The sequence below is a fragment of the Algibacter sp. YIN40 genome (genome assembly GCF_057219435.1).
This window is the reverse complement of the sequence record NZ_JBXVVC010000004.1, coordinates 46,519-70,803: the sequence shown is the minus strand read 5'-3', so window position 1 is coordinate 70,803 and position 24,285 is coordinate 46,519. Positions and strand designations below refer to the sequence as shown.

The following is a 24,285-nucleotide window of genomic DNA, read 5'->3' as shown; positions in this document are numbered from 1 at the left end:
ATTAAAATGAAAAAAAAGAATGTTTTTGGCATCCTGTGTTTAGGATTCTCGTTGGTTGGTTTTGCGCAACAGCAAAATGATTCAACAAAATTAGAGCAACTTGATGAAGTTGTTATTTCAGATTCTCGCTTCAAATTGAAACGTGAAAATTCAGGTAAAACAGTTATTAAAATTTCGCAACAAGAGATTGAAAGAAACCAAGGTAGAACGGTTTCAGAATTAATTAATACTAAAAGTGGTATTGAAATTAATGGAAGTAGGAGTGTTGATGGTCAGAACTTAGGAACCTTTGTTAGAGGAGGAAATAACCGACAAGTTTTAGTGCTTATTGATGGTGTACAGATAAACGATCCATCGATTGTAGCTAACGATTTTGATTTACGACTATTAGATTTAAATACTATTGAATCTATTGAGGTTATTAAAGGAGCTGCAAGTACGCTTTATGGTAATGCCGCTGCAACTGCAGTAATTAACATCGCCACCAAAAAGTCATCAAAAAAGGAAATTTCTGCAAGCTTTTTAACTGTTATGGGTACAAATCAAACTCAGGATGATTTGAATTATAACGGTACAAGTTTTACCAACAATGTATCAGTAAACGGAACTTTAAATAAGTTTACGTATTTAGCGAGTTTTGGTAATAGGTTCGTCGATGGGCTATCTGCAGCAAAATCTGAGAACCCAGAGAAAGATCCTTTTTCAAGATATAATACGAATTTGAAATTGAATTATGAATTCTCAGATAGTTTTGAAATATCTGCTTATGCTAGTTTCGATAAGTTTAAAACCAATATTGATGGTTTTCCTGCTCCAACATATAGTTTTGCAGATACTAACGATGAATATATTTCACAACAAAAAAGGGTAGGGATATCTCCAAAATTCACTTATACAAAAGGGAGTTTTCAAATTAATGCCGCTTATACAAAAATAGATAGAGAGACTATTTCAGATTTTGGTTCTGTTAATGAAGCTGATAGTTACGTAATTGATGCGTTCAATAAATATGTTTTTAATGACACTTTTCATACTATTGTTGGTTTAAATTATGGGGATTATAAAAGCTTATTTGCCGAAGAGGAAAGCTTTACAAACACAGATCCTTATTTAAATGTTGTTTATATTTCAGATTTTGGATTGAATTTAAATGCTGGCGGGCGATTAAATAATCATAGCGAATATGGTTCACATTTTGTATACAGCTTAAATCCATCATATAATATTCCTGTAAATAATGGCTATGCTAAAGTATTTGGTTCTTATGCTACTTCATTTATTGCACCTAATTTATCACAGTTATTTGGTTTTTTTGGAGCAAATCCAGATTTAGAACCAGAAGAAAATAAAACTATAGAAGGTGGTTTGGAATTCAACACAAAAAAGGGGTTTCGTCTAAATGGTATTTATTTTAATAGGAAAGAAGAAAACACAATAGTTTACACAACGGCTTATGAAAATGCTACTTCAGATGCCATTGTTCATGGTTTTGAATTGGAAGCACAGATAGATATTGTAAAAAATTTATCAATTTCTGCCAATTATACTTATACTGAAGTAAAAGATGGTATAAGATTGCGAGTGCCAAAACATAAAGCAAATGCAAGTTTGGGGTATGATTTTTCTAAAACCACTTATGGGTCTTTAAACTACCAGTTTGTTGGGAGTAGAACAGATACTAATTTTTCAACATTTTTAAATGAAGAATTAGGTTCTTATTCATTAATCAATTTATATTTTAGTCATAAGTTAATTAAAAATAAGTTGAAGCTTTTTGTAAATGTGACTAACTTATTAAATGAAGATTATTTTGAGATTTTGGGTTACACAACGAAAGGTAGAAATGTGAGTTTAGGATTGAATTTGAATTTGTAATAAGATAAAAAGAATTTAAAAGGTTGCTTCAAAGTATTTTGGAGTGACCTTTTTTTATGGAATTAAATCACAGTACCAGACACCGTATTTTTCATAGTCACTTTTACAAATAGAATCGTCATCTGTTTTTGGTGTATCATATTCTCGGTACACTTTTTCTCCAATAGTAAATTCAATGGAGTTTTTAAAAATGGGACCGTCAAAACAAAAGGTGTGGAACTCTCCATTTTCACCACAAGGATCAACACTTTCAGGTAAATTATCTATAAAATTTTTATCTATTATTGTTCCTACAAAGTCTTCGTCAAAATATTTAGAATTAGCACAAACTATTATGGTTTTAAAACCTAAATCTAAAAACTCATTTAACAGTTCTTTTGTATCTCTTTTCCATAGTGGGTAAACAGCGAGTAAATTTTGCTTTGATAATTGCTTGTCTCTATACTCTCTTAAATCCTCAAGGAAAATATCACCAAATGCAGAATGTGTAAATCCATCGTTTTTTAACCTTGTAACTGTTTCAAGCATTGTCTGTTCGTAAACATCCATACTTGGCATTTCAGGAAGTTCTATTATACTTGCAGGAATACCTATAGCATTAGTTTGAGCAATTAAAAGCTCTTTTCTCAATCCATGCATAGAAACACGATTATAATTACTATTAACTGTTGTAATTAATTCATCAATAGCGTATTTCTCATTTTGTAACAAATGATAAAGCGCCAAAGCTGAATCTTTGCCAGAGCTCCAGTTGAAATAGGTTTTAATTTTGTTCAAGTAAAATCATTCTTAATAAATCGCTAGACAGTTCTTTGTCACTATATAAGCCGGTTTTATAACTCATATTTATGCGTGGAAGCGATTTTAACTCGGGCAATAAAATCTTTTTCTTTTGACTAGAAGATTTTCCAGTCCCAATAATATCGTCAATTGCTGCGGCTAATAACCGTTCGCTAGTATCACCCAAAACACCTAGGTTGTTTATTTGCTCAACGACTTCTATGTCTGGAGGTAATCCATTAAAAAAATCGGTTTCATCATTAACGTTAGCCGATTTGAAAACCAAAGGTTGCATTGCATAGGAATGATTTGGACTAGCTCCTTGCCTTCCAAAATTTGGTGAATCATATAAAGTTATAGAAGCTTGGTATTTACCACTAGTATTTGTGCCAATTTGGACAACATCAATATAGGGGTTTAGAGAATTAATAACTAATTCGCTTGCGGAAGCACTTGTTTGGGATGTTAAAATATAAACTTTAGACAAGTTTAGGCTATTAAGAGTTAGTCCCTCTTCGCTATTTATAAATCTATTCAATAATTGTTCAGGGTTTTGTATTTCAAGCACTTGGTGCAATTCAGAATTCCATTGTTCTTTGCTAAATATTTCTCCATTAAATTGACCAGTAATTAAACTAGATAATAAAACAGCTTTACTAGAAAATCCACCTCTGTTATAACGTAAATCCAGAACCAAATCGGTTATTCCTGTATTTTTAAAAGAACTAAAGACATCGTTAAGCTCAGAAGAGCTGCCATTAAAACCATTATACATTAAGTACCCAATGGTTTTTCCTCCAGCGATAATTACATCATTAATATAAATAGGGTTTTCTGTGTATTGAACTTTTGTAAGAGATATGGCTTCATTTAATGGATTTATAGTATCATCATTATTATCTGGTGTGCCATTAGTCTCATAAGTCCCAAGGTTAATGGAATAACTATCTTGACCCGCAAGTTGCGAGAAATTATTTATTGTGAGTTGTATATCATCAATAGCATAAAATATGTCACCTCTTAAAACTCCTTGAGATTCAGCGCTAGTATTGGGAAGTACATAACCAACTACTCCAAATACATTGTTTGAGCCGTCTGGGTATCTATAGAACTCAGACTCCATACCATTACTTGTGGTAATTCCATTCAAAAATTGTTCTAGCGCAATATAATCATCTACAATCCAACTAAATCTATCAATACTTTGTCTTTGATATATTAAACTCTCAAATAATTCTTCCGGAGATGAAAAACTATTTAAATAATCGGCATACTCACCGTTATTAGAAAAACGATCGTTTGCAAGATTAGGAATGTTATCTTTATAAAGATAAAAGGCATTCATGCCTTTATAAACAAAATCATTTATTTGACTTGCCGATATAGTATCATCATCATTATCTTCAAAGCAACTTGTAAATATGAAACAAGTAACAATCAAGACTATTAGGGCTTTATAATTTTTCATAGCTTTTATTATATAAAGATTAGTCTTTAAAACCCTAAATTTACTTACAATATTGTGCAATTAAAAATAAACCTTTTCAAATTTAGTTGAATCTTAACTTAGACGCTAGCAAATTAATTTAGTTGATGGCGTTTAATTAACTCCAATTTAGCTGATTTGCCTGCGTAAGGGATTGCAGTGGAACCCAAGTGGGAGGGAGGACTTGCAACGTAAAGCCCGACCCTCCCGTCCCGATGGTTATCGGGAGCTATCGGGAAGGGATACTCCCTAAAGATTATTTTTTTGTTTACGATGTAACAAAACAAATACTGTGTCGTCGTAATATCAAATAGCAATAACTAAGCTGTTTTACTAAACCAAACCAAAAATGACTCAAAGCGAGTTTTTAAATATTGTAATGCCTTTTAAAGATAAGGTCTTTAGATTAGCAAAGCGCTTATTAGTTTCTACCGAAGAAGCTGAAGATGCGACGCAAGAGGTACTGTTGAAATTATGGAATAACAAAGCTAAAATAGTAGAGTATAAAAATGTAGAAGCATTTTCTATGACCATGACAAAGAATTTTTGTTTCGATAAGCTTAAATCTAAACAAGCCCAGAATTTAAAAATTGTTCATAGCAATTATGAAGATAAGCAAACCGCATTACAAAAACAAGTTGAACTAAATGATAGTGTTAGTTGGGTAGCAAAGATTATTGAAGACTTACCTGAGCAACAAAAATTAATAATTCAATTAAGAGATATAGAAGAATATGATTACGATGAGATTGCAAAAATGCTAGATATGAATAATACCGCAGTTCGTGTAAACTTATCGAGAGCAAGAAAAACAATAAGAGAAAAATTAACTAATACACATAATTATGGTATTAAATAATATAGAAAAATTACTAGAAAAGTACGAGAACGGCGAAACATCGCTTAAAGAAGAGCAAGTGTTGAAAAACTATTTTTCCAGCGACACTGTAGCATCTCATTTAGAAATGTATAAACCTATGTTCGACTATTTTTTGGTAAACCAACAAGAACAATTTACTAAAGACATTCCATTAAAAACTAAACGTACTTTTAATTACAAATGGATTTCTGTCGCAGCGGTAGCGCTTTTAATGTTGGGGTTTTATTTTAGTAATTCATTTAATAGTGATCTAGGCACTTATAGTGAATCTGAAAAAGAACTAGCTTATAATGAAGTTGTAAAATCTTTAGAAATGATTTCTGGTCATTTTAATAAAGGAACTTCAACTGTAGGATATCTAAATGAAGTTAATAAAGGAACTTCGGCTTTAGGATATCTAAATGAAATTGATAATACAACAAGTATAATTTTTAAGAACTAATTAAATCAAAAATCAAAAATCAAAAATCAAAAAATGAAAACTTTAAATAATTTAAAAACAGGAACAATGAAAAATAGATTAATAGTATTAGTAATGGCAATTATGTTATTGCCTATAACAGGAATGGCTCAAAATGTTTTTGAGAAGTATAGTGATAGTCCAGATGTTACTTATGTAAACATTAAGCCTAAAATGTTTCAAATGTTAGCAAAAATGGGTGTTAATATAGACGACCCAGAAGCTAAATCATATATGGAAATGGTTAAAAGTATTACTAGTTTTAAAACTATAGTAACAGATAACAAAGGCATTTCTTCAGATATTTCTAAATGGGTAAAATCTCGTTCAAGCTCTTTAGAGGAATTAATGGAAGTGAAAGATGATGGTACAGAAGTTAAATTTTATGTGCAAGAAGGGAAAGATGCAGATCATGTTAAGGAACTTTTAATCTTTGTTAGTGGAATAGATAAAGCTATGAAAGGGAAAGGTGTTGAGATTAATGGTGAAAATCGTAACATAGAAACTGTAGTAGTATCACTTACTGGAAATATCAATTTGAACGAAATTTCTAAACTTACCGATAAAATGAATATTCCTGGAGGTAAGCATTTAGATAAAAAGGAATAATAACAATCAATCTTAAAATGAGCAGTTGTGATATGCTGATGAAATTATTCATCAGCATATCGTAATTGTCAATCAAAAAACAATCAACCAATGAAACGAATATTCAACTACATAGCATCAATATTTTTAATGGCTTCAATTTTTACTAGTTGTAATAATGGACCCACTTTGCAGCGTTATTTTGTAGATAGCCAAGAATCAGCAAATTTTATTTCGCAAGATGTACCACTATCAATGGTTAAAATTGATGCTAGCGCATTTACCGAAGAGCAAAAGGAAGCTTATAATTCAGTTAAGCGATTAAACTTTTTGGGTTATAAAGCAAATGAATCAAATGCCGCTACACTACAAAGTGAAATTGAAAAGGTAAAGACTATTTTAAGTAGTGATAAATACAACGACTTGATGGAGTTTAGTGATAAAGGAAACAAAATTGTTGTAAAATATATTGGGGATGATGATGAAGCTGATGAGGTAATAATCTTTGGCAGTGCTAAGGAATTAGGATTTGGTGTTGTACGCGTTTTAGGAAACGATATGAGTCCAGATAAAATGGTGACTTTGGTTTCAGCATTAAAAGATGCGAATGTAGATGAGTCTAATGTGCAGGATATTATGAATTTTTTTAAATAAATTATAGTATTAATGTTAATGTAAAAAGGGTTGCTAATTAGCAACCCTTTTTTTATTCTTGATCTTCAGAAGTATCTTCTTTTTCTTGGCTCTGAACATAAAGGAGATTACCTATTATAACTAGAAAAATTATTGTGAGAACCGTTAAAACTATAAAATTATCTAGAATATTTAGAATTCCAGTCACAAAAATACCTGCAGCAAGAATGCCACAAAGTATTAGTGATTGTTTATCGCTTAACATATTATATGCCTGTATAGTTGCTAGGAGAAATAGCTTTTAATTCAAATTTTATTGCATCAGAAACATCCAAAGTATCTATAAAATTAGAAATAGAAATCTGATTTATTTTTTCATTCGTTCTCGTCAATCCTTTTAATGCTTCGTAAGGATTTGGATATCCTTCTCTACGCAATATTGTTTGTATAGGCTCGGCTACCACTGCCCAATTATTTTCTAAATCTTCAGCAAATTTACTTTCATTTAGTAATAGTTTGCCAAGTCCTTTTAAGGTGGATTTAAAACCGATAAGTGTATGTCCAAAAGGTACACCAACATTTCGTAAAACCGTACTATCGGTCAAATCTCTTTGCAGTCTAGAAATAGGCAATTTTGCAGATAGGTGCTCGAAAATGGCATTAGCAATACCTAGGTTGCCTTCAGAATTTTCAAAGTCAATAGGATTCACTTTATGTGGCATTGCGCTACTTCCAACCTCACCTGCTTTAATTTTTTGTTTGAAATAATCCATTGAAACGTAAGTCCAAACATCTCTATTTAAATCAATTATAATGGTGTTAATACGCTTTAAAGTATCAAACAAGGCGGCCATGTGGTCATAGTGTTCTATTTGTGTTGTTGGAAACGAATGCTGTAGACCTAATTTTTCTTGAACAAAACTACCTCCAAAAGCTTTCCAGTCAATATTTGGATACGCTACATGATGTGCATTAAAATTCCCTGTTGCACCACCAAATTTTGAGGCACTTGGGATGTCATTTAGTAAATTGAACTGTTCTTCAAGACGTACTACAAAAACTTCAATTTCTTTTCCAAGTCGGGTTGGAGATGCTGGCTGCCCATGTGTTCTAGCCAACATAGAAATAGCTGCCCAGTCTTTAGATAAGGCCTTTAACTTTTCTAAAACTATGAAATATTCAGGAACATAAACATCGTTCATAGCTTCCTTTATACTCAAAGGAATAGCAGTATTGTTAATGTCTTGGGATGTCAATCCAAAATGGATAAACTCTTTGTATTGAGATAAGCCTAAGGCATCAAATTTTTCTTTTATAAAATATTCAACTGCCTTAACATCGTGATTGGTAACACTTTCAATTTTTTTAATAGCTAAAGCATCATCAGAAGAAAACTCTTGGTATATCTTTCTTAAGGGATCAAAATGTGAACTGTCAACAGACTTGAGCTGAGGTAAAGGAATTTCGCAAAGCGCAATAAAGTATTCTATTTCCACTAAAACACGATATTTTATTAAGGCTTCTTCAGAAAAATAAGGTGCTAATTCATTTACTTTACTTCTATAACGACCATCAATTGGTGAGATGGCATTTAAGGCTGATAATGACATGTTTTATGTTTAATTTTTGAAGTTGCAAAGATAGAAAAGAAAGTTTGAAGGACGAAGCTAGAAGACCTAAGTTATTGCTTTTTAATCTTTTTCAAAATATGTCTAGCTCTTGCCTTAAATCCAGAACTTTGCATTTGGAAATCCCGTTCTAATATTAAAACTAATTCTGGATGCACCCAGTCATATTCATTTCCAAGTAAAAACAGAGTGTTCATGGAGTATGCCTTAGGTGCGATTTTTTCGTCGTTTATCATATAATCGAAACAGGTTTCTATAATGCGCTCTTTATGTGTTTCGGTTAATGCGTTTTTAATGTTGTTATTTGTTTTAGAGGTGTATGCTTTGGTTAGAAACTCACAAATTTTTGCTATAGGACGAACGGCAGAATCTTTATGAACGTGTTTCATGTTTTCAGTAAACCTATCTAAATATGGAATTATAATTTCGATATCATTATTACACATAAATTCAAAAACCCAAGCAGCACGTGGTGATATTTTATCGTCTACCATAAAAAGGATATCTAGCAATTTTGAAATTAAATCTGGATTATTTGTAACTAAATCCGCATAATACAAACGTTTTTCACGAGAATGATTTACATAATTTAATTCGTTATAAAGTTCTGCTGTAGTCAAAGTGATTTCGCTATTTTTATAGAATAAAAGTATTAAAATGAAAATTATAAAAAAAGTGCTATTCCTTTTGTTAGTTGTTTTTGTTGTAGCGCAGTTTTTCCGACCAGAAAAATATTCTGGAGATATTAGTTCTATTGAACCTTTTTTAGCAGAAACCAATCCTCCAGAGAGTGTAAAACTCATATTAAAAGAAAATTGTTTCGATTGTCATAGCGATGTAACGCGTTATCCTTGGTATAATAATATAACTCCTGTAAACTATTGGTTAAAAGGGCATATAGACCACGGGAAACATCATTTTAATATATCCAATTGGATAGGAAATTCGACGAAACGAAAAGACCGTAAGTTTGAAGAACTTATCGAAATGGTTGAAGTCAAAGATATGCCATTAAAATCTTATACTTGGATGCATTCTGGAGCTAAACTTTCAAATAAACAAATACAAATGGTTGTAGATTGGGCAAAATTAGTGCGTTTAAAATATGGGCTAGAACCTTTGCCACAGTAAACAGTCATCTAGAATGCAAGAGAGAAATCGCATAATATTAATTAAATATTCGTGAATTAGTGGTAACCAAAAAATTATTAATCATTGGCTTTGTTTGGCCAGAACCAAGAAGTTCTGCCGCAGGTAGCAGGATGATACAATTAATTGCTGTATTTCAATCTGCTGGTTATCATATTACATTCGCAAGTCCATGTGCAAAAAGTGATAATGCTGTTAATTTGGAAGAAATTAATGTTGCACAAGTTTCTATTAAGTTAAACAATTCTGGTTTTGATGATTTTATAAAAGTATTGAATCCAGATATTGTAATGTTTGATCGCTTTATGATGGAAGAACAATTCGGATGGCGGGTTAGCGAGCAATGCCCTAGAGCATTAAAAATTCTTGATACCGAAGATTTACACTGCTTACGTAAAGCTAGGCAACAAGCTTTTAAGGAAAGTAAGCCATTTAATACTAAGTATTTGGTTAACGACACCGCAAAGCGAGAAATAGCAAGTATTTATAGATGCGATTTAAGTTTGATTATTTCGGAAGCTGAAATGGAAATCCTTAAAAAAGAATTTAAAGTAGATGCATTTTTATTGCAATATGTGCCATTTTTACTCGATAATATTTCAGATGAACAACTGAATAATCTTCCAGTCTTTAATAACAGAAAGCATTTTATCACGATAGGCAATTTTCTACATGAGCCAAATTACAATGCAGTTTTATATTTAAAAGAAATTATCTGGCCATTAATAAGAAAGCAATTACCGCAAGTTGAATTGCATATTTACGGATCTTATGCTTCTCAAAAAGTAAATCAGTCACATAATGAAAAGCAAGGATTTTTAATAAAGGGATTTGCAGAAGATGCTAATGTGGTCATGCGGAATACTAGAGCTTGTTTAGCGCCTATCCGTTTTGGTGCTGGCTTAAAAGGAAAGTTATTTGATGCTATGCAGAACGGAACACCTTGTATTACAACAACAATTGGAGCAGAAGGCATTTATGGGAATTTAAAATCTAACGGATTTATTGAAGACAATCCACAAGAGTTTGCTACTAAAGCTGTCCAATTATATAACAATGAAGTTTTGTGGAAAGAAAAACAACTAAACGGATTTGAAATTATTAATACACGATTTAATAAAGTGTCTTTTGAAAAAGATTTGATTTATAAAATAAATGAAACAACTAAACAACTTAACGATAAACGCCTAAATAATTTCATAGGGCAAATGCTACAGCACCATAGTATACAAAGTACCAAATATATGGCTAAGTGGATTGAGGAGAAGAATAAATAAAGGCTTCATTATTTTTTATTCTTAATAGAGAGTTGGAATTTTGAACAAATCCACCTATCTTTAAAGAGCTAGTAACCAACCCTTTAATTTGTAATGACTAAAAAGAAAGTTTGGTCTAGGAGGCAATTCTCCAAGGCTATTATATCTGCACAGGTATTATTGGCTTCAGGTGCATTAACATTTCCAATTGCTTGTAATATTGATAAGAAAGTAAAAGAGAACGTTTTATTTCTTGATTCTGAACTTGAAACCTTAAAGTACGCAATGGATGAAATAATTCCAGCTAATAATAAAATGCCATCGGCATCAGAAGTTGAAGGTGTAAAATACATATTAAATGTTTTAGACGAATTACCTGAATTATTGCCCGTGTTTCAAAGTCTTTTGAGTAATCTTGAAGATAAGAGTCGGGAGAAATCGAACAAAAATTTTATTAGTTTAAATAAGATTGATAGAGTAAAAGTTTTAGAATCCTTAGAAAAAACTAGCTCAGATTTATTCGCGGTAATAAAAAACTTCACTTACGAAAGTTATTATACGAATTCTAAAGTTTATGAATTAATTGGTTACGAGCCACACCCTACGGGTACGATGGGGCCAAAAATGGAACCGTTTGATGAAAAATTATTGGACCGTGTAAAAGCGATGCCACCGATGTACACAAAAATCGAAATACTATGAAAAATGAAGATATAGATGTTTTAGTTATTGGTGCTGGTGCGGCTGGTGCGGCGTTGTCCTGGAGTTTAACAGAAAAAGGAGCAAAGGTTGTTTGTTTGGAGCAAGGTGGTTGGATCGACCCTTCAACATTTCCTTCATTGAAACCAGATTATGAAACACAATTTACTCGTGGAGGTGATTTTAGTTTAAGCCCAAATATTAGAAATCTAAAAGAAGATTACCCGGTTACAACAGCGGGTGAGAATCCTCCGTTTGTTATGATGTTTAATGCGGTTGGTGGATCAACCATACATTGGCAAGGGCTGTTTCCAAGATTTCATCCTTCCGATTTTAAAGTTAAAACGCTTGATGGGGTTGCTGATGATTGGCCAATTTCATATAAAGACTTGGAGCCTTATTATGATTTTAACGATCAAATGATTGGAATATCTGGGCTCGTTGGAGACCCAGCAAACCCAATACGGTCACCTCGACAAACACCACCTTTGCCAATTGGTAAAATGGGCAATGCATTGGTGAAAGGCTTTGAGAAATTAGGATGGCACTGGTGGGTAAATGATCAAGGCATTATTTCAAAAGCCTATAAGGATAGATCACCATGCATGCTACACGGTAAATGTATGTTTGGTTGTCCAATGGGCGCTAAAGCAACAACCGATCGTACTTATTGGCCTTTAGCTATTGATAAAGGAGCAGAGATTAGAACATGGTCGCGAGTAAAAGAAGTAACTCTAGATAGAAAAGGAAGAGCAAAAGGAGCAATTTATTTCGATAAGGATGACAATATTCAGGAAATTAAGGCTAAAGTAGTGGTAGTGTGTTGTAATGGTATTGGAACACCACGTGTATTATTAAATTCAAAATCTAACATGTTTCCTGATGGACTAGGTAATAGTAATGGATTAGTTGGAAAAAATTTCATGAATCACCCTGCATTATTTATCAATGGTATTTTTGATGAGGTTATGGATGGGCACATTGGTCCTATGGGAAGTCCGTTGTTTAGTCACCAATTTTATGAAACAGATGAGAGTCGTGATTTTGTGCGGGGTTATATGCTCTATGGTGAGCGTACCTTTGGTCCCTTATCTCAAGTTACAGGAATTCTATCTGGAAATCCAATTCCCTGGGGTAGTAAACACCATAGTGCGTTTGGTGAATTGTTTCCGCATCAAGTAGGAGTTACAATATTAGCAGACGATTTACCAGAAGAAACGAACACTGTAACACTTGATGAAGAGAAAACTGATTCAAATGGCATCGCAGCTGCTAAAGTAACCTATACCCTATCAGATAATTCTAAAAAAATGTTAGAACATGCGACCGAAAAAGCAACAGAAGTACTGGAAGCGGCTGGAGCTAAAGAGGTAGTTGTTCCACCGCCTTCAAATATGGCACATTTAATGGGAACAGCGCGAATGGGTACAAATGAAAAAAATTCGGTAGTTGATGCTACAAATCAAGTACATGGTGTGCCAAATTTATTTGTTGTCGATGGGAGTTCCTTTACTACTGGTGCTGGTGTTAATCCTACTTCAACAATCATGGCATTAGCACTAAGAGCTGCCGATAAAATTTGGGAGCGCAGACTGGAATGGAAATAATAGGTTGTTTATAATAGCTCAATAACTTTTTGCATGCCAACTGTAGCAGTTTCATTAATAACCGTTAAATTCTTTTTATTGTCAATATTAGGATTTGGATCAATAAAATAAGTCGGAGTATTTTGCCGAACATAATGCATTAAAGAGGCTGCCGGATATACTTGCATGGAAGTACCAATAATGATTAAAATATTGGCTGTTTCACAAATCTCTACAGCTTTTTCAAACATTGGGACATCTTCACCAAACCAGACGATATGAGGTCTTAGCTGGTGACCTTTTCTGCACAAATCACCTAAAACTAAATCATTTTTCCACTTCAGAATATCGTTACCGTCATAAGTACTTCTCACTTTTAATAATTCACCGTGTAAATGAATTACATCGTGGCTACCTGCGCGCTCATGTAAATCATCTACATTTTGAGTAATTATAGAGACTTTATGGTTGTCCTCTAGTGAAGCTAAATCGTAATGTGCTTGGTTAGGTTCAACCTCAAAAAGTTGTTTACGCCTCTGATTATAAAAGTCTAGTACCAATTCTGGATTGGCAGCAAAACCTTCTGGTGTAGCCACCTCCATAACATCATGCCCTTCCCATAAACCATCGGCATCTCTAAAGGTTTTAATACCGCTTTCGGCACTTATACCAGCGCCAGTTAGTACGACGATATGTTTTGTTTTATTCATCTAATAAATCTGGACGTCGCTCTTTGGTACGTCTATAAGCTTGTTCTTCGCGCCATTTTTCAATTTCTGGAAGGTTGCCACTGAACAATAATTCTGGAACTTTCCAGCCTTTATATTCTCGAGGTTTCGTGTAAATAGGAGGTGCGAGTAAATTATCTTGAAAAGAATCGGTTAAGGCAGAGGTTTCATTTCCTAAAACACCAGGGATAAGGCGTATAATGGCATCACAGAGAACTGCTGCGCCTAATTCGCCACCAGACAACACATAATCACCAATAGAAATTTCACGGGTTATAAAATGATCGCGAACACGTTGGTCAACTCCTTTATAATGTCCACAAAGAATAATAATATTTTCTTTTAATGAAATTTGATTAGCGATACCTTGATTTAAAGTCTCACCATCTGGAGTCATATAAATAATATCATCATAATGACGTTTTGCTTTTAATGCAGAAATACATTTGTCAATGGGTTCAACCATCATTACCATACCAGCTCCACCGCCAAATTGGGTATCGTCAATAGACTTGTGATTGTCTGTAGTATAATCGCGTAAATTATGAAAATGAACTTCTACTAAATTAGCCGCAATTGCGCGTTTTAAAATGGAGGCTTCAAAAGGGCTCTTTAGTAATTCTGGTAAAACAGTTATAATATCTATGCGCATAGTATTCTTTGTGATTCACAAAGGTAATTTAATTGATTGGGATTTTGGAGGTCGTTCTCTTCTGGTTGGATTAATTCAAAATTAAAGTTTCGCTTTTTTAATACTACAAGTTTAACACTTGTTAAATTTATTTATTGTTAAATAAAATCAAAACACATTATTAGTCCAAAAAAACATTAAATCGGTATCTTTTACAAAACCTTCACGTTCATATAAATGTTGAGCAGGATTTGTGTCTTCTGTTTGAATAACTAAGCCTTTATATTTTTTTTCTTTACAAAGTGCTTTCGCTTTATTAATTAGTGCAGTACCAATGCTTTTATTTCTGTAGTTAGAATCTATATATAAATCATTTAGTAAATACATAGGACGCATTGAAACAGCAGAGTATAAAAAATATAATTGCGTAAAACCAACAGCGACATCATTAATAAATGCAATATAAATTACAGAGTCTTTTTTTGTGAGTCGTTCTTTTAAAAATGTGCGTACCTCATCATAGTTGGATTCCTGTCTATAAAACACACGATAGCCATCAAAAATCGGGATTAAAAGGTCTAAGTGGTTTATGCTTGCTTGTTTAATTTCCATAAAAAAATCTGTAATGTGAAATTACAGATTTTTTTTATTTTTAAATGGTGTAATTAAGCGCCTTTTTGTTTATTGATTTCGTCTTGTAATTGACGACGCACTTTCTGTTCGCGCTCTAGTGCTGTTTTACGGTGCTCATCAAATTCTTCTTCAATCTCAGATAAGGATTTTTTTGCATCACGAGTAACAGAATTACTACTCTTGAATTTGTAAAAAAATAAAATTAGTAGCGCTAAAAGGATACCTATAATACTCCACATAAGCATGTTATAACCTGCCTTACTCATTTGTAAGCCAAATAAAGCCATATTGTTTTTTTCGGTATTGGTTTTATCTAAGGTGCTTTGTGTATTTGAAAGATTCGATTTTAAATCAGCTATTTCTTTAGCTTGAGTGTCAACTATAGTTTTTGTTTCAGCAAGATTTTTATGAATCGTTTTAAGAGAATCAATAGTATGTGCTCTTAAAGTGAGTAACATGCTACGTTTAACAGCTTCGTATGGTTGGCCATTGGTGCCTTTAAAATTACCAGACTTTTTTAAAACATATTCAAATTGGCTGTCTATGGTACCACTATTTATTGACAGCTCTTCTTCTTGTGTAGTTTGTGCATTTAAGGATAAATTGAATGCAAAAACAGAAATAGCAAGGGTTAAATACTTGAGGTATTTCATTTAAGATTGGTTTAAATTGGTTGTTTTTCGTTTTACGAATTTATAAAATATTGTTTACTAATAGCACATGTTAATCAAAAAGCCTCACATTGTGAGGCTAATTAATATACGAAAAAGATTATATTTTAGATTTTTTCTATTAATAATAAGTATAACGTCTTACTTTGGCAATATATTTTGCTAGTCTTATTACTTGATGACTATAGCCATATTCATTATCGTACCAGATATAAAGAACTACGTTTTTACCATCAGGTCGAATAATAGTTGCTTTACTGTCATAGATTGATGGAGCCGATGAGCCAATAATGTCGCTCGAAACTAGCTCATCGCTTAGCTCGTATTTTATTTGCTCGACCAAATTACCTTCTAAAGCATATTTTTTCATGATGGTATTGATGCCATTGAGAGATACTTTTTTATCTAATTCTAAATTCAAAATGGCTAGTGAACCATTAGGAACTGGAACGCGAATCGCATTTGAAGTTAATTTGCCTTCTAAACTTGGTAACGCCTTAGAAACTGCTTTGCCGGCACCTGTTTCGGTAATCACCATATTTAATCCTGCAGCACGACCACGACGGTATTTACTGTGAAAATTATCAACTAAATTCTGGTCGTTGGTATAAGCATGAATAGTTTCTAAATGTCCATTTTTAACTCCAAATGAATCTTCCATTACTTTAAGTATTGGCGTAATCGCATTTGTAGTACAGGATGCTGCTGAAAAAATATCTACAGAATCTGGGTCATTTTCGGAATGGTTAACACCATGAACAATATTAGGTATGCCTTTTCCAGGTGCTGTTAATAATACTTTATCTACACCTTTTGATTTTAAATGTCTATTTAATGCTTCTTTGTCTCTGAAAGCACCTGTATTATCGATAACTAAAGCATTTTGAATATTGAATTTTGTGTAATCTATATCTTCAGGTGCATTTGCCGATATAACATTTACTGTTGTACCATTAATTATTAAAGCATTATTCTGAGCATCAATAGACACAGTTCCTGGAAAATCACCGTGCACAGAATCATTACGTAGTAAAGAAGCCCTTTTTTCAAGAATTTCGGTATTAATAGTTCCCCTAATAACAATAGCGCGAAGTCTTAATTGACTGCCTTTTCCTGTGCGTGCCATAAGTTCGCGAGCGACTAAGCGTCCAATTCTTCCAAACCCATATAAAACTACATCTTTGGGTTCTATTTTTCCATTTTTGTTCGCGTCCTTTAATTTTTGAGCGACAAATGCTGTGGCATTGTTGTGTTTGTTATCTTCTAAATGATACTCATAAGTGAGTTTTCCAATATCTAATTTAGCTGGTGGTATATCAAGCGTTTTTATTGCTTGAGCTATTTCTACAGAATCAAAAATTGAAATTGGCTTTTGTACAAACTTGCCTGCATATTCATGCAAATTTAAAATTTGGCTAACGTTTCTATCAATCAATTGATTTCTGAAAATAACGAGTTCGATCGATTTATCATACCATAAATCACTAACCGTTTTTATAAATTCAACGGTTGCTCGTCTACGATCTGCTTGAAACGATAATTCTTTTTCGTAAGTTTTGTTAAAAGACATTGCTAAATGTTTAGTGTGTTGTTTAAAAAATTTTGGCAAAAATACTATATTTCAAACGTTTTCGTAGCGTATTTTAACAAAAAAATAACCCTCTAAAAAGAGGGCTATTTTCAACTAAACTATATAAATAAAACTATCTAAAGTTGTAACGTTCTTTTTCACCATCAGAATTAATTAATTCTATTCTTAAGGGCTCAGAAGCAGACTTATTTTGAATAATATTTTGAGCATCATCAACCGAATTTACTTTAATATCATTTATTGCTGTAATTATGGTGCCTTCTTTTACATTGTTGTTTTTCCAATAGTCGGCATATTCATCATCTAATTTTGAGATTTTAATCCCATTAGTGATGTTATGTTTCTTTAAATCTTGCGGTTTTAAGTTTTTTACTTGTCCTACAAGTGGAAGAACAAAAGTTTCATTTCTTATTAGTTTAACAGGAACAGTCTTTAAAATACCATCTCTAGATAGTGTTACATTAACTATATCATCAGGGCGTTTTGTATTAAGGTGGCCACTTAAATCTGCAAACTTTGTTATCTTAACATTGTCGATTTCTTTAATAATATCACCCTTTTTCAATCCTGCTTTTTCAGCACCCGAATCTTCCACCACACTTTCTACATAAAAACCTTGAGTGTCTTCAACCCCTATTTGTTCAGCAGAATTACTATTTAAAGTACCACCTGTTATACCCAAAATACCATTTTGTACATTACCATATTCCATAATATCTTCAACAACTTTTCTAGCAATATTACTAGGGACTGCAAACGAATAGCCTATATATGAGCCTGTTTGAGATGAAATAGCAGTATTAATACCAATAAGTTCGCCATTAGTATTTATAAGTGCACCACCTGAGTTTCCAGGATTTACGGCTGCATCGGTTTGAATAAAAGAATGCACGTTTTTTCCAGTTGGGTCAAGGTTTCTTGATTTGGCACTAATTATACCAGCTGTAACTGTAGAAGTCAAATTAAAAGGATTGCCAACAGCTAAAACCCATTCGCCTATTTTTGCTTGGTCTGAGTCACCAAAGGTTGCAAATGGTAAATCTTCATCTGCCTCAATTTTTAAAAGTGCGATATCCGTTTTTGGGTCTGTGCCAATAATTTTAGCAGTATAGGTTTTATTGTCATTAAGTGTTACAGACAATTCTTGAGATTTATCAATTACATGATTATTAGTAATGATATAACCGTCTGGTGAAATAATAACACCGGAACCAGTACCAACTTGGGCGCGTTGCTTACGTCTTCCAAAAAATAAATCTTCAAAAGTTAGTTGCCCTGTACTTAAAGTTAAGTTTTTTACATGGACAACCGTATGGATACTATTTTCTGCTGCGATAGCAAAATCTGGAGTTTCATAAGCTTTGTATAATGTATTAGTGGTACTAGCAGGTAGAAAAGTAGGTATGGTTTCTTGTGTATTTACAACAACTGCCTGCTTTTCTTCTAGAAATAATTTGTACGCACCTAAGGTGAAAACCCCACCTAATGCCGAAATCAATACTAACGATAAAATCTTCTTCATAATTTTCAGTTTAAGTTTTATTATTAACGTTTAAAATTAATTATTTATTGAATCCAAAATTCAACTTTAACGACTATTTAACAATCAAAAAAAAAGTTTTATTCAACAAACATTCCTCTCGGTAAACCGAGAGGTTTCCATTGAAATTGTTATTCTCGCGAAAGCGGGAAACTATAATAAAGAATTTCTAATACCAGAATTAATTACTCATTATTAGAAATTCTTTATTCATATATTTGTGCCTTAATATGCAGTTAGAATTTTATAAATATCAAGGAACAGGAAACGATTTTGTGATGATTGATAATCGTCAGAAAAAAATCGACAAAAATAATACCAAACTTGTTAGGTCATTATGTGACAGACGTTTTGGCATAGGTGCTGATGGATTAATTTTAATTGAGAATCATGATAAAGCAGACTTTGAAATGATTTATTTTAATTCTGATGGTAGTCAAAGTCTTTGTGGTAATGGTGGAAGATGTGCTGTTGCTTTTGCGCGACAATTAAGCATAATTAAAGATAGCGCAACATTTGAAGCAATAGATAGATTGCATTATGCAACTATTAAAGATGATATTGTAAAACTGCAAATGCAAGATGTAGATACTGTTGAAAAGTATAGTAGTCATGTTTTTTTAGATACAGGTTCACCGCACCACGTTCAATTTAAAGAGAATTTAGATGATTTTGATATTAAGAGGGAGGGTGCTGAAATACGCTACGGCGAACCCTATAATGAAGCTGGGAGTAATGTAAACTTTGTTAAAAAAATATCTGATGCTACTTTTGCAGTAAGAACTTACGAGCGTGGTGTAGAAGATGAAACCTTGTCATGTGGTACTGGTGTAACTGCTGTGGCTATAGCAATGCATGCGCTAGAGGAAACAAAAGACAATTTGGTAACCTTAATTGCTCAAGGAGGGGAACTACAGGTTTCTTTTGATGAAAAAGATGGACTATATTCTAATATATGGCTTATTGGGCCTGCGAAATTAGTATTCAAGGGAAACGTATGATTACCTTAAAGGGAGATAATATTTATTTGCGTGCCTTAGAACCCGAGGATTTAGAATTTATTCATAGGGTTGAAAACGACGAATCTATCTGGGAACTAAGTAATACTCAAACTCCATATTCAAAATTTCTTATTAAGCAATATTTGGAAAATGCACATAAAGACATTTTTGAAGTAAAACAATTGCGATTAGTTATTTCGAATTATCAAGAAGAATCTTTAGGCTTGATTGATATTTTCGATTTCGACTTTAAAAATAAGAGAGCAGGAGTTGGTATTTTAATAAAGTCGGATAAAAGAAATAAAGGTTATGGAGATGAGGCTTTAAAGCTTTTAGTGAGATATAGCTTTACACGACTAGGCCTGCATCAGTTGTATTGTGATATCTCTGAAGAGAACGAAGCGAGCATTAAGCTTTTTGAAAAACTAGGATTTGTTAAAATAGGCCTTAAGAAAGATTGGAATTTTGATAATGAAGCATATAAAAACGAATACTTATATCAGCTAATAAATAATTAAATGTATATAAAAAAAATACTTCTTGCTATCGTGTTTTTAGGTCTTATTGTGGCTGGATATTTCGCATATTATATTTACGGAGCAATGTTATCTCCAAACACTAATTTTAATAATGAAGAAGCTTATATCTATGTAAAAACTACCGATGGGTATAATGAAGTTAGGGAGCAATTGAAACCTTTATTGAAAGATATTGATAAGTTTGATGTGCTTGCAAAACAGAAGGAATATACTAATAATGTAAAATCTGGAAAATTCATTATCAAAAAAGGAATGAGTAATAATGATATTATCAATTCTATCAGAATTAAAAAAGTTCCAGTAAAAGTGACGTTCAATAATCAGAGTTCATTAGAGAAATTAGCGGGACGAATTGCGCCTCAAATTGAAGCAGATAGCGTTTCATTGGTTAAAGCACTGCATGATATTTCTTTTTTAAATGAAAATAAGTTTAAAGAAGAAACAGCTTTAGGTATGTATTTGCCTAATACCTACAAGTTTCAATGGGACACTACTGCTGAAGGTTTCAGAAATAGAATGCTAAAAGAATATCAGCGTTTTTGGAGTGATACAAGAGTTAAAAAAGCAAATGAGGTTGGTTTATCACCAAATCAGGTAATAGCCTTGGCGTCGATTGTATATGAAGAGTCTAAGCAAGCAAGTGAGCAACCCAGAATTGCGGGTGTTTATATTAATAGGCTAAGAATTGGTATGCCATTGCAAGCAGATCCTACTTTAAAATTTGCAGCGTATCTGCTTCCAAAGTATAAAAACACTGTAATTAAAAGGGTTTTAAATGTACACAAAGAGATAGATTCCCCTTATAATACCTATAAGAACTTAGGATTGCCTCCAGGTTTAATAGCTATGCCAGATATTTCTGCAATTGATGCCGTTTTGAATTATGAAAAGCACAAATACCTTTATTTTGCTGCTGATGCAAAACGATTGGGATTTCATAAGTTTGCTAAAACTTTAGCTCAGCATAATGTTAATGCGAGAGAATACCACCGTTACCTATCTGCTCAAGGTATTAATAGGTAATGAAACAGGCAGTCTTAAAATATCTTTTTCTTTTAATATCAATTATATCTTTTTCTCAGTCTAAGATAGATGTGTTTTTAACACCATCCGATACTTTAAACAAAGCACGAAGAAATGCTGTAATTATTTCCGAAGCTTCTCTTGCTTCCATTTCTTTAATAGGATTGAATCAATTATGGTATGCAGATTTTGAACGTTCAAAGTTTCATACAGTAAATGATAATAATGAATGGTTACAGATGGATAAGGTTGGTCATGTTTTTACATCATACCAATTGGCTAAGCATGGAGCTCAAATACTTAATTGGAGCGGTGTTAGAAGGCAAGATCAATTATTGTATGGCGCGACACTAGGTTTTGGATTTTTAACAGCTGTAGAAGTGCTAGATGGTTACTCTGAAGAATGGGGGTTTTCATGGGGAGATATTTTAGCAAATGGCATCGGTACAAGTGCGTATATTGGACAAGAATTATTGTGGAAAGAACAGAGAATTGCCGTAAAGTACTCTTTTCACCAAACAAATTTTGCAGATAAACGGCCTGATAAACTCGGTGAATCGTTTTTAGAGCAGGTATTGAAGGATTATAATGGACAAACCTATTGGTTAAGCGCAAACCTGCATTCTTTTTTTAAGAAGAGTAAAATTCCTAAATGGCTAAATGTTGCATTTGGTTATAGCGGAGAAGGTATGCTTAGCGGTAATGAAATAATTGATAATCAAATAGTTAATACTGGTAATAGGTATCGACAATTCTATTTGAGTTTAGATTTAAACCTTGCCGCTATCCAAACAAATTCACGGTTTTTAAGGACAATTTTCGATGTATTTAATATGATAAAAATACCCTTTCCTTCCTTAGAATTTAATAAAAATAGGTGTGTATTTCATCTATTCTACTATTAAAATTTACACATAATCGATTAATTTTGAAAGTATAAAAAAAATATCTAATTTTGCACGCTCAAATTTCATGTGTTCTTTCTAATGAAAAAGCACTGAAGAAATTTAGAAATTATGATAAAGAATATTGCAAGTTACTTAACCCTGACGCTTACAATTTCTATTTTATTGTACGCATCGTTTTCAACTAATGAAACGATAGATTTAAGTGAGTATTCAACAAAAGGCCTCGTGTTAAACTATAACCTAGGTCTTGATGCAAATGTTACTAATAATATTGAGGCATCGAATGACACTGACGAAACATTTTCTCCGTATTTAGGAAAATCTTTTGTAGGATTTAAAGAGGCATTAGCCTTTAAAGAATCTAGAGGTAATTATACATGTGTAAATACTTATGGATATCTTGGAAAATATCAATTTGGGAAAGGAACATTGAAGCTTATTGGAATTCATAATCCAAGTAAATTTTTAAAAGATCCTAAATTACAAGAAAAAGCATTTATTGCTAATGCAAGACGTAATAAATGGATATTAAGAAGAGATATTAAAAATTTTGTTGGAAAAAAAATTAATGGTGTTCTTGTTACTGAATCTGGTATTCTAGCAGCAGCGCATTTAGCTGGTCCAGGAAGTGTGAAAAAATATCTTAGAAGTTACGGAATGAATAACTTCGCCGATGGTTATGGAACGACAGTTTCTATTTATATGAAGAAATTTTCAGGATATGATACATCGTTTCTAAAAGCAGATAGAAAAGCAAAGGCTATTTAAAGTAGTTTAGTTTTTATGAATAATAAATATGGTAGGTCTCTTATGGAGGTCTACCTTATTTTTTTTCCAAGCACTTGCTTCTTTTGTCATTATAAATTCTGTAGTGAGACTAATATCGCAAGCAACACAAATATTTGTATTATTTCCTAAAAAATTACAAAGATCTTCTAGTAGTTTGTTATTTCTGTAAGGTGTTTCAATAAAAATTTGAGATTGATTATTATCAAAAGATAAACGTTCCAATCGTTTTATTTCTTTTTTACGATCATCTTTATCAATAGGTAAGTAGCCATTAAACGAAAAGCTTTGTCCATTTAGACCAGAGCTCATCATTGCCATTAGGATTGACGAAGGGCCTACTAGCGGTACAACCTGGATGTTTTTTTTGTGTGCTAATTTCACAATTTCTGCTCCCGGGTCTGCTACCCCTGGACAACCAGCTTCAGACATAAGTCCTACATCAACACCGTGTAAACAAGGATTCAAAAATTCTGGCAGTTCTAGTGGATTTGTAAATTTGTTTAAATGAAATATTTGTAATGCTCCTTGCGATTTTCCGGAACTAATTTTTTTTATAAATCGTCTGGCTGTTTTTTCGTTTTCAACAATGTAGGTGTTAATTTGTTCAACTACTTTTTTTACTGAAATTGGTAATACTTCTAGTGGTGCATTATCACCTAAAGTCGTTGGAATTAAATAGAGCTTTCCAGTTGCTGAATTCATTATATATGTGGAAAATTATTTTAAAAATAAAAGTACTAATATTTTTAGGATTACTAAGAAAGGCGATCTGCAATTAAAGAGCAAGCTTCATCTAACATTTTAAAAACATTTTCAAAACCTTCATTTCCGCCATAATAAGGGTCAGGAACACTATAATTCTGATTTGGATATACCTCATTTAAAATAAGTTTTACTTTTCCTATATCTTCCTCATTTCGAGCTAACGAGCAAACATTATCAAAATTAGATTCATCCATAACGAATATGGAATTAAAAATGTCGAAATCTGAAACTGTGAATTGACGTCCTCGAAGATTTGAAATATCCAATCCATATTTATTTGCTACTGCTACAGAGCGCTTGTCTGGTGCATTTCCAATGTGGTAACTTGCTGTTCCAGCAGAATCAATAGTAAAGGTACTTGAAGCCAGCTTGGAGCGTAAAATCCCTTCCGCTAATGGTGAACGACAAATGTTACCCAAGCACACCATGAGAATTTTAGTCATCTA

Annotated in this window: 26 protein-coding genes; 14 read left to right on the top strand and 12 right to left on the bottom strand. The window is 32.6% G+C overall.

Translation table 11 applies throughout. The annotated features are described in order from the left end of the window. The first annotated feature begins 6 nt into the window (after nt 1–6). Nucleotides 7–1,875, top strand: a complete 1,869-nt coding sequence (locus AC2D6V_RS13720; RefSeq protein WP_484649113.1) for a TonB-dependent receptor plug domain-containing protein — start codon at nt 7–9, stop codon at nt 1,873–1,875. Nucleotides 1,876–1,929: 54 nt separating this feature from the next. Here the strand turns inward: AC2D6V_RS13720 and AC2D6V_RS13715 are convergent, their stop codons facing one another. Further along, on the bottom strand, nt 1,930–2,652 hold the full coding sequence (locus AC2D6V_RS13715; protein WP_484649108.1) for a Dph6-related ATP pyrophosphatase: 723 nt from the start codon (nt 2,650–2,652) through the stop codon (nt 1,930–1,932). Continuing rightward, nucleotides 2,639–4,123: a S41 family peptidase gene (locus AC2D6V_RS13710; protein WP_484649103.1), complete on the bottom strand. Its 1,485-nt coding sequence runs from the start codon at nt 4,121–4,123 to the stop codon at nt 2,639–2,641. Before AC2D6V_RS13710 ends, AC2D6V_RS13715 begins: the two co-directional genes overlap by 14 nt. A 367-nt stretch (nt 4,124–4,490) precedes the next feature. Here AC2D6V_RS13710 and AC2D6V_RS13705 point away from each other — a divergent pair, with 367 nt between their 5' ends. From AC2D6V_RS13705 to AC2D6V_RS13690, 4 genes are all read left to right on the top strand, one after another. After that, nucleotides 4,491–5,000 carry an RNA polymerase sigma factor gene (locus AC2D6V_RS13705; protein WP_484649101.1) on the top strand — a complete coding sequence of 170 codons (510 nt, stop codon included), beginning with the start codon at nt 4,491–4,493 and terminating at the stop codon, nt 4,998–5,000. Then, nucleotides 4,987–5,463: a hypothetical protein gene (locus AC2D6V_RS13700; RefSeq protein ID WP_484649098.1), complete on the top strand. Its 477-nt coding sequence runs from the start codon at nt 4,987–4,989 to the stop codon at nt 5,461–5,463. Before AC2D6V_RS13705 ends, AC2D6V_RS13700 begins: the two co-directional genes overlap by 14 nt. 33 nt (nt 5,464–5,496) lie before the next feature. Then, nucleotides 5,497–6,090: a DUF4252 domain-containing protein gene (locus AC2D6V_RS13695; protein WP_484649094.1), complete on the top strand. Its 594-nt coding sequence runs from the start codon at nt 5,497–5,499 to the stop codon at nt 6,088–6,090. A 90-nt stretch (nt 6,091–6,180) separates the two neighbouring features. After that, nucleotides 6,181–6,723 (top strand): DUF4252 domain-containing protein, encoded by a 543-nt coding sequence (locus AC2D6V_RS13690; RefSeq protein ID WP_484649089.1) that lies wholly within the window; start codon nt 6,181–6,183, stop codon nt 6,721–6,723. A 245-nt stretch (nt 6,724–6,968) separates the two neighbouring features. Here the strand turns inward: AC2D6V_RS13690 and purB are convergent, their stop codons facing one another. Both purB and AC2D6V_RS13680 read right to left on the bottom strand, forming a co-directional pair. Continuing rightward, nucleotides 6,969–8,312, bottom strand: a complete 1,344-nt coding sequence (gene purB / locus AC2D6V_RS13685) for an adenylosuccinate lyase (protein WP_484649087.1) — start codon at nt 8,310–8,312, stop codon at nt 6,969–6,971. Between the two features lie 71 nt (nt 8,313–8,383). Then, nucleotides 8,384–8,950: an adenylosuccinate lyase gene (locus AC2D6V_RS13680; protein WP_484649085.1), complete on the bottom strand. Its 567-nt coding sequence runs from the start codon at nt 8,948–8,950 to the stop codon at nt 8,384–8,386. A 37-nt stretch (nt 8,951–8,987) separates the two neighbouring features. Between AC2D6V_RS13680 and AC2D6V_RS13675 the strand changes: the two genes are divergently transcribed. From AC2D6V_RS13675 to AC2D6V_RS13660, 4 genes are all read left to right on the top strand, one after another. Then, entirely contained in the window at nt 8,988–9,461 is a 474-nt protein-coding gene (locus tag AC2D6V_RS13675; RefSeq protein ID WP_484649083.1) for a heme-binding domain-containing protein, read from the top strand. Nucleotides 9,462–9,520: 59 nt separating this feature from the next. Continuing rightward, a complete protein-coding gene (locus AC2D6V_RS13670) occupies nt 9,521–10,756 on the top strand; it encodes a glycosyltransferase family 4 protein (RefSeq protein ID WP_484649081.1) in 1,236 nt (411 codons plus the stop codon). A gap of 93 nt (nt 10,757–10,849) precedes the next feature. After that, entirely contained in the window at nt 10,850–11,437 is a 588-nt protein-coding gene (locus AC2D6V_RS13665) for a gluconate 2-dehydrogenase subunit 3 family protein (RefSeq protein WP_484649078.1), read from the top strand. Beyond that, a complete protein-coding gene (locus tag AC2D6V_RS13660) occupies nt 11,434–13,041 on the top strand; it encodes a GMC family oxidoreductase (protein WP_484649076.1) in 1,608 nt (535 codons plus the stop codon). The genes AC2D6V_RS13665 and AC2D6V_RS13660 overlap by 4 nt, the downstream gene beginning before the upstream one ends. A gap of 8 nt (nt 13,042–13,049) precedes the next feature. Here AC2D6V_RS13660 and AC2D6V_RS13655 read toward each other — a convergent pair whose 3' ends face one another. The 6 genes from AC2D6V_RS13655 to AC2D6V_RS13630 form a co-directional block, all read right to left on the bottom strand. After that, nucleotides 13,050–13,730: an SIR2 family NAD-dependent protein deacylase gene (locus AC2D6V_RS13655; protein WP_484649073.1), complete on the bottom strand. Its 681-nt coding sequence runs from the start codon at nt 13,728–13,730 to the stop codon at nt 13,050–13,052. Next, nucleotides 13,723–14,400, bottom strand: a complete 678-nt coding sequence (gene trmD, locus AC2D6V_RS13650) for a tRNA (guanosine(37)-N1)-methyltransferase TrmD (protein ID WP_484649069.1) — start codon at nt 14,398–14,400, stop codon at nt 13,723–13,725. The genes AC2D6V_RS13655 and trmD overlap by 8 nt, the downstream gene beginning before the upstream one ends. A gap of 147 nt (nt 14,401–14,547) precedes the next feature. Further along, nucleotides 14,548–14,991, bottom strand: coding sequence for a GNAT family N-acetyltransferase (locus AC2D6V_RS13645; RefSeq protein ID WP_484649065.1), 444 nt, complete (start codon nt 14,989–14,991; stop codon nt 14,548–14,550). A gap of 53 nt (nt 14,992–15,044) precedes the next feature. Further along, nucleotides 15,045–15,665, bottom strand: coding sequence for a tRNA (guanine-N1)-methyltransferase (locus AC2D6V_RS13640; RefSeq protein WP_484649060.1), 621 nt, complete (start codon nt 15,663–15,665; stop codon nt 15,045–15,047). 139 nt (nt 15,666–15,804) lie between these two features. Continuing rightward, on the bottom strand, nt 15,805–17,253 hold the full coding sequence (locus tag AC2D6V_RS13635; protein WP_484649057.1) for a glyceraldehyde-3-phosphate dehydrogenase: 1,449 nt from the start codon (nt 17,251–17,253) through the stop codon (nt 15,805–15,807). A 133-nt stretch (nt 17,254–17,386) separates the two neighbouring features. Further along, nucleotides 17,387–18,796, bottom strand: a complete 1,410-nt coding sequence (locus AC2D6V_RS13630) for a trypsin-like peptidase domain-containing protein (RefSeq protein WP_484649053.1) — start codon at nt 18,794–18,796, stop codon at nt 17,387–17,389. Between the two features lie 248 nt (nt 18,797–19,044). Between AC2D6V_RS13630 and dapF the strand changes: the two genes are divergently transcribed. From dapF to AC2D6V_RS13605, 5 genes are all read left to right on the top strand, one after another. Next, the gene (dapF, locus tag AC2D6V_RS13625; protein WP_484649048.1) at nt 19,045–19,815 is read left to right on the top strand and encodes a diaminopimelate epimerase; all 771 of its coding nucleotides are present in this window, start codon (nt 19,045–19,047) and stop codon (nt 19,813–19,815) included. Next, complete coding sequence (locus tag AC2D6V_RS13620; RefSeq protein WP_484649541.1) at nt 19,812–20,333, top strand: GNAT family N-acetyltransferase; 522 nt, start codon at nt 19,812–19,814, stop codon at nt 20,331–20,333. The genes dapF and AC2D6V_RS13620 overlap by 4 nt, the downstream gene beginning before the upstream one ends. Further along, nucleotides 20,334–21,377, top strand: a complete 1,044-nt coding sequence (gene mltG / locus AC2D6V_RS13615) for an endolytic transglycosylase MltG (protein WP_484649044.1) — start codon at nt 20,334–20,336, stop codon at nt 21,375–21,377. Then, nucleotides 21,377–22,282 (top strand): DUF2279 domain-containing protein, encoded by a 906-nt coding sequence (locus AC2D6V_RS13610; protein ID WP_484649040.1) that lies wholly within the window; start codon nt 21,377–21,379, stop codon nt 22,280–22,282. Before mltG ends, AC2D6V_RS13610 begins: the two co-directional genes overlap by 1 nt. Nucleotides 22,283–22,393: 111 nt before the next feature. Further along, complete coding sequence (locus tag AC2D6V_RS13605) at nt 22,394–23,053, top strand: peptidoglycan-binding protein LysM (RefSeq protein WP_484649036.1); 660 nt, start codon at nt 22,394–22,396, stop codon at nt 23,051–23,053. Nucleotides 23,054–23,059: 6 nt separating this feature from the next. Here AC2D6V_RS13605 and AC2D6V_RS13600 read toward each other — a convergent pair whose 3' ends face one another. Both AC2D6V_RS13600 and AC2D6V_RS13595 read right to left on the bottom strand, forming a co-directional pair. Further along, nucleotides 23,060–23,776 carry an SAM-dependent methyltransferase gene (locus tag AC2D6V_RS13600; RefSeq protein ID WP_484649032.1) on the bottom strand — a complete coding sequence of 239 codons (717 nt, stop codon included), beginning with the start codon at nt 23,774–23,776 and terminating at the stop codon, nt 23,060–23,062. A 53-nt stretch (nt 23,777–23,829) separates the two neighbouring features. Further along, complete coding sequence (locus tag AC2D6V_RS13595; RefSeq protein ID WP_484649030.1) at nt 23,830–24,282, bottom strand: low molecular weight protein-tyrosine-phosphatase; 453 nt, start codon at nt 24,280–24,282, stop codon at nt 23,830–23,832. Nucleotides 24,283–24,285 lie beyond the last annotated feature (3 nt).

Bases quoted from the DNA above. Each gene is read 5' to 3' on its own strand.
- AC2D6V_RS13720 (WP_484649113.1), top strand. From the start codon at position 7: ATGAAAAAAAAGAATGTTTTTGGCATCCTGTGTTTAGGATTCTCGTTG.
- AC2D6V_RS13710 (WP_484649103.1), bottom strand. From the start codon at position 4,123: ATGAAAAATTATAAAGCCCTAATAGTCTTGATTGTTACTTGTTTCATA.
- AC2D6V_RS13705 (WP_484649101.1), top strand. From the start codon at position 4,491: ATGACTCAAAGCGAGTTTTTAAATATTGTAATGCCTTTTAAAGATAAG.
- AC2D6V_RS13700 (WP_484649098.1), top strand. From the start codon at position 4,987: ATGGTATTAAATAATATAGAAAAATTACTAGAAAAGTACGAGAACGGC.
- AC2D6V_RS13695 (WP_484649094.1), top strand. From the start codon at position 5,497: ATGAAAACTTTAAATAATTTAAAAACAGGAACAATGAAAAATAGATTA.
- AC2D6V_RS13690 (WP_484649089.1), top strand. From the start codon at position 6,181: ATGAAACGAATATTCAACTACATAGCATCAATATTTTTAATGGCTTCA.
- purB (WP_484649087.1), bottom strand. From the start codon at position 8,312: ATGTCATTATCAGCCTTAAATGCCATCTCACCAATTGATGGTCGTTAT.
- AC2D6V_RS13675 (WP_484649083.1), top strand. From the start codon at position 8,988: ATGAAAATTATAAAAAAAGTGCTATTCCTTTTGTTAGTTGTTTTTGTT.
- AC2D6V_RS13665 (WP_484649078.1), top strand. From the start codon at position 10,850: ATGACTAAAAAGAAAGTTTGGTCTAGGAGGCAATTCTCCAAGGCTATT.
- AC2D6V_RS13660 (WP_484649076.1), top strand. From the start codon at position 11,434: ATGAAAAATGAAGATATAGATGTTTTAGTTATTGGTGCTGGTGCGGCT.
- AC2D6V_RS13655 (WP_484649073.1), bottom strand. From the start codon at position 13,730: ATGAATAAAACAAAACATATCGTCGTACTAACTGGCGCTGGTATAAGT.
- trmD (WP_484649069.1), bottom strand. From the start codon at position 14,400: ATGCGCATAGATATTATAACTGTTTTACCAGAATTACTAAAGAGCCCT.
- AC2D6V_RS13645 (WP_484649065.1), bottom strand. From the start codon at position 14,991: ATGGAAATTAAACAAGCAAGCATAAACCACTTAGACCTTTTAATCCCG.
- AC2D6V_RS13640 (WP_484649060.1), bottom strand. From the start codon at position 15,665: ATGAAATACCTCAAGTATTTAACCCTTGCTATTTCTGTTTTTGCATTC.
- AC2D6V_RS13635 (WP_484649057.1), bottom strand. From the start codon at position 17,253: ATGTCTTTTAACAAAACTTACGAAAAAGAATTATCGTTTCAAGCAGAT.
- AC2D6V_RS13630 (WP_484649053.1), bottom strand. From the start codon at position 18,796: ATGAAGAAGATTTTATCGTTAGTATTGATTTCGGCATTAGGTGGGGTT.
- dapF (WP_484649048.1), top strand. From the start codon at position 19,045: ATGCAGTTAGAATTTTATAAATATCAAGGAACAGGAAACGATTTTGTG.
- AC2D6V_RS13620 (WP_484649541.1), top strand. From the start codon at position 19,812: ATGATTACCTTAAAGGGAGATAATATTTATTTGCGTGCCTTAGAACCC.
- mltG (WP_484649044.1), top strand. From the start codon at position 20,334: ATGTATATAAAAAAAATACTTCTTGCTATCGTGTTTTTAGGTCTTATT.
- AC2D6V_RS13610 (WP_484649040.1), top strand. From the start codon at position 21,377: ATGAAACAGGCAGTCTTAAAATATCTTTTTCTTTTAATATCAATTATA.
- AC2D6V_RS13605 (WP_484649036.1), top strand. From the start codon at position 22,394: ATGATAAAGAATATTGCAAGTTACTTAACCCTGACGCTTACAATTTCT.
- AC2D6V_RS13600 (WP_484649032.1), bottom strand. From the start codon at position 23,776: ATGAATTCAGCAACTGGAAAGCTCTATTTAATTCCAACGACTTTAGGT.
- AC2D6V_RS13595 (WP_484649030.1), bottom strand. From the start codon at position 24,282: ATGACTAAAATTCTCATGGTGTGCTTGGGTAACATTTGTCGTTCACCA.